This window comes from Micromonospora sp. ATLC20, from assembly GCF_057196585.1.
Genome location: NZ_JBXUOV010000282.1, coordinates 1 through 4,740, shown reverse-complemented (window position 1 = coordinate 4,740; position 4,740 = coordinate 1). Strand labels below are relative to the sequence as shown.

General features: G+C 74.4%; 3 protein-coding genes. 2 read left to right on the top strand and 1 reads right to left on the bottom strand.

Annotation, left to right across the window (positions count from 1 at the left end; translation table 11 throughout):
• Positions 1–175: 175 nt before the first annotated feature.
• Positions 176–1,315, bottom strand: a complete 1,140-nt coding sequence (locus AC2CHG_RS30040) for a CAP domain-containing protein (RefSeq protein WP_355506830.1) — start codon at positions 1,313–1,315, stop codon at positions 176–178.
• A gap of 372 nt (positions 1,316–1,687) precedes the next feature.
• Between AC2CHG_RS30040 and AC2CHG_RS30035 the strand changes: the two genes are divergently transcribed.
• Together AC2CHG_RS30035 and smc are read left to right on the top strand one after the other, a co-directional pair.
• Positions 1,688–1,882, top strand: a complete 195-nt coding sequence (locus tag AC2CHG_RS30035; RefSeq protein WP_013284566.1) for a hypothetical protein — start codon at positions 1,688–1,690, stop codon at positions 1,880–1,882.
• A 315-nt stretch (positions 1,883–2,197) separates the two neighbouring features.
• The coding region (gene smc, locus AC2CHG_RS30030; protein WP_484526067.1) for a chromosome segregation protein SMC at positions 2,198–4,740 on the top strand (2,543 nt) is incomplete at its 3' end.

The window sequence follows — 4,740 nt, the reverse complement described above, 5'->3', positions numbered from 1 at the left end:
AGCGCGGTCAGCGCGAGCGCCACGCCCCGGCGCGGGCCACGTCGGCGGACGCGGGCCGGCCGGGAGCGCGGCACGGCCCACACCGGCCGGATCCGCATCGACAGCTCCCCGGACGCGGGCGGCCCGACGCCGCCCCCGACCGGTCAACGAGCGCCGGGCCGGTCACGACGCGCGGTCAGCTCGGGGTGGCGAAGACCTGCGTCCAGTACGGCCCGTTGCTGCGCGCCACACCCACCCCGATCTGGGTGTACGAGCAGTTGAGGATGTTCTTCCGGTGGCCCTCGGAGTTCATCCAGCCCTCCATGACCGCCGCCGGGGTCTGGTAGTTCCAGGCCACGTTCTCGCCCACCATGCGGTAGCTGTAGCCGGCGGCCTTGACCCGGTCCCAGGGCTGGCTGCCGTCGCTGCCCGTGTGGTCCATCTTCTGGTGGTCGGCCTGGTCCTGGCTGTGCCGCTGGGCGGCCAGGTTCAGCTTGGCGTTGACGGTGAGCGCCTTGCAGCCGGCCTTCGCCCGCTCCTGGTTCACGATCGTGACGACCTTCTGGAGCTCGGCGCTCAGCCCGGTCGTGGCGGTGGCCTTGGTGCTCGTGGAGCCGCCGCTGGACCCGCCACTGCTCGACCCGCCGCCGCCCGGGGCGCTGCTGCGCTCCTGCTGCCGCGACGGGGCGGTGCTGCGGCTCGGCTTCGGGGTGGCCTTCTTCGTCGGGCTCGGCGCGGCGGTGGTCGGTACGGCGGACGGGCTCGCCGACTCCGGCGCGGGTGCGTCATCGGTCCCGTCGGGCGCCTGCGGCGCGGCGGCCACCGGCGCGTCGGCGGAGGTGCGCTTCGTGCCCTGGTCGTCGCCGGGCAGCAGGACGGCGCCCACGCCGAGGCTCACCACGAGCGTCGCCGCGGCGGCGGCCCCGCCGATCACGAGTGGCCGGGACAGGCGCCGCTTCGGGCGCCGCCGGTCGTCGGCCGGGGTGTCGGTCGCCGGCTGCCAGGTCGTGGTGGGCTGCTCCCAGCCACCGGCCGGCTGCTCGTGCCCCGGCCAGGCGGCGGGCTGTTCCCGGCCCTGCCACGCGGGCTCCTGGCCGTGCCATGCGGTGGTCGGCTGCTCCTCGCCGTTCCACCGGTCCCGGGGAGCCGGGGGCGCGTTCTCCGGACCGTAGCCCGCAGGGGCCGGGCCGGCGGGCGGCCGCTGCGCGGCGTCCCCGAACAGGTACGACGACCGCGGCTCGGGCCGGTCGCTGAGCCACGCCGGACCCTCGTCGGTCGGCGGCTCGGGACGCCGGCGGGCGTCCTCCGGTTCGATCGGGTCGTTCCAGCGGTACACGCCTGTCCCCTCCACGGGTCGGTTGCGGGCCCGGGTGACGCTACGGGCGCGCTCCGAGCTGCGGCAACGTGGCTAAGAAAGAGTTAAGGCGAAGCCGGCGCCGAGGATGAGTCGTTCACGCATTTCCGGCGTACAGTAAAGGCGTCCGGACAGAGCGTGTCCGCGCCTTCTGGCAGCCCTCCGGCGAGTGGACCGGCCGACGTGGAGATGATCTACGGCCTTGGTCAACTTGACGAAGGAGGGGTTTTCGGCTCAATATGTAGGTGTCGCCAGTCGCGCCCAGCCATGCCCCGATGCAGTGGGAATGGCAGCCGCGAACATCATGGGCGCGCGTTGGCCGGCCTTTCCAGCAGCGCACATCAAGGAGTCAGCATGGCGAAGGCCCTCTACGGCCACGTAAGTGCAGCGCCCGACCGGCGTCTGCTCGACGAGGTCACCCGACTGCGTGCCAGGGTTCAGGCACTGGAGTTCGAGATCACGCGTCTGCGCGCCGACAACGATCGGCTTGCGGCGGCAGCGGCGGAGGCCGATGACCTCCTCCGTCTGGCCGAGCCCGCACTGACCTGATCTCCAGTTGTCGGAAAACTGAATCGCACCACACCGAAAAGCGCGCCGACACTCAAGTGCCGGCGCGCAGCCATGTGCGGACCCCTTTTCGTCGCAGCCGTCGCAATTCTCGATCTTGCGGAAGCGCCCGGAATTGCGCCCGGTAATTGTGATCATGCATTTCCGTCCCGTCCGCGACGGCCGGGCGGAAAGCGGACAGCCGGGGCGGCGGGTGGGTCGCGTGGCGGCGGCGCCCCGGTCCCGGGTTAGTCTGCGGGTTCACCAGGTCCGCGCAGCCGGCGACGGTACGGCGGCCACCGGACGAGGATCGAGAAGGTGCATCTCAAGAGCCTGACGGTGAAGGGCTTCAAATCCTTCGCCTCCGCCACGACGTTGAAGCTGGAGCCCGGGATCACCTGCGTGGTGGGCCCGAACGGCTCCGGCAAGTCCAACGTCGTCGACGCCATCGCCTGGGTGCTCGGCGAGCAGGGCGCCAAGGCGCTGCGCGGCGGCAAGATGGAGGACGTCATCTTCGCCGGCACCGCCGGGCGGGCGCCGCTGGGCCGGGCCGAGGTCACCCTCACCATCGACAACACCGACGGCGCGCTGCCGATCGAGTACACCGAGGTCTCCATCACCCGCCGGATGTTCCGCTCCGGCGAGAGCGAGTACGAGATCAACGGCGACTCCTGCCGCCTGCTCGACATCCAGGAGCTGCTGTCCGACTCGGGCATCGGCCGGGAGATGCACATCATCGTCGGGCAGGGCCGGCTCGACGGCATGCTGCACGCCAAGCCGGAGGACCGGCGCGCGTTCATCGAGGAGGCGGCGGGCGTCCTCAAGCACCGCAAGCGCAAGGAGAAGGCGCTGCGGAAGCTCGACGCGATGCAGACCAACCTCAACCGCCTGACCGACCTCACCGCCGAGCTGCGCCGCCAGCTCAAGCCGCTGGGCCGGCAGGCCGAGGTGGCCCGCCGCGCCGCCGGCATCCAGGCCAACCTGCGCGACGCCCGGCTGCGGCTGCTTGCCGACGACCTGCACACGTTGCGGACCACACTGGACAAGGAGATCGCCGACGAGACCGCGCTGCGCGAGCGGCGCGAGCTGATCGAGGCCGAGCACGGCGAGGTGCAGGGCCGCCTCGGCGAGCTGGAGGCGGCGCTGGCCGAGGACGCGCCGCTGCTCGCGGCGGCGCAGGACACCTGGTACCGCCTCTCCGCGCTCCAGGAGCGGTTCCGCTCGATCGAGCAGCTGGCCCGGGAGCGGCTGCGTCACCTCAGCGCGGCCGGCGACGACGAGCGCCCCGGCCGCGACCCGGAGCAACTGGAGGCGGAGTCGCGGCGGGTCCGCGAGCAGGAGGAGGAGCTGCGGGCCGCGCTCACCGACGACCAGATCCGGCTGGCCGAGGCGGTCGAGCACCGCCAGGAACTGGAACGCCAGCTCGCCGCCGCCGAACGGGAACTGGTCGCCGCGGCCAAGGCGATCGCCGACCGGCGGGAAGGGCTGGCCCGCCTCACCGGGCAGGTCAACTCCGCCCGAGCGCGGACCACGAGCGCCGGCGAGGAGATCGAACGGCTCGCCGCCGCGCACACCGACGCGATGGGCCGGGCCGAGAAGGCGCAGGCCGACCTGGACGCGGTCGCCGAACAGTCGACCGAGGCGGACCGGGACAACGCCGACCTGGACGCCCGGCACGACGAGGCGGTGGCCGTACACGAGCGGGCCCAGGCCGCGGTGCGCAGCCTCGCCGACGGGGAGCGCGCCGCCGAGAAGGACGCCGCCACCTGGAAGGCCCGCGAGGAGGCGCTCGCCATGGGCCTGCGCCGCAAGGACGGCGCCGGGGAACTGCTGGCCCGCGCCGACCAGGTGCCCGGCCTGCTCGGCAGCCTCGCCGGGCTGCTCACCGTCGCGCCCGGTGACGAGGCGGCGCTCGCCGCCGCGCTGGGCGGCCTGGCCGACGCGGTGGCGGTCAGCGGCGTGGACGAGGCGGTCGAGGCGATGCGGCTGCTCAAGATCTCCGACGCCGGCCGGGCCGGGCTGCTGGTCGGCAGCCCCGCCGGACCGGGCATGGACGGGCCCGCCGACGCGCTGCGCCCGAAGCTGCCCGAGGGCGCCCGCTGGGCCCCGGACCTGGTGGAGTGCTCGCCCGCGATCCGTCCCGCCGTGCACCGGGCGCTGCGCGACGTGGCGCTCGTCGACGACCTGGCCGCCGCGTCCGCGCTCGTCGCCGCGAACCCGGAGCTGCGCGCGGTCACCCCTGACGGCGACGTGGTCGGTGCGTACGCGGCGGCGGGCGGGTCGGCCAAGGCGCCCAGCTTCATCGAGGTGCAGGCCGCCGTCGAGGAGGCGCGGGCCAACCGGGCCACCGCCGAACGCTCCGCCGCCGAGCTACGTGAACAGCTCGCCGAGGCGCGCGCCGAGGTGGCCGCCGCCAAGGAGGCGGTGCAGCACGCCGCCGCCGCGAAGCGGGAGGCGGAGAGCCACCGCAACGCCGCCGCCCGCCGCCTCGCCGAACTGGGCGCTGCCGCCCGCTCCGCCAAGGCGGAGACCGACCGGCTCGGCGAGTCCCGGGCCCGCGCCGAGGCGGCCCGGGAACGGGACCTCGCGGCGCTGGCCGAGCTGGAGGAACGGCTGCGGCTGGCCGAGGCCACCCCGATCGACGCCGAACCGTCCACCGAGGAACGCGACCAGCTCGCCGCCATGGTGCCGCAGGCACGGCAGAACGAGATGGAGGTCCGGCTCGCGGTGCGTACCGCCGAGGAGCGGGTGGCCTCGATCGCCGGGCGGGCCGACTCGCTGGCCCGGCAGGCCACCGCCGAACGGGCGGCGCGGGAGCGCGCCGCGGCCCGGCGCGCGGCCCGCACGCGCGGCGCCCAGAT

What these genes read in the sequence shown, in the direction of transcription:
- AC2CHG_RS30035 (WP_013284566.1), top strand. Translation starts at nt 1,688, where the DNA reads ATGGCGAAGGCCCTCTACGGCCACGTAAGTGCAGCGCCCGACCGGCGT.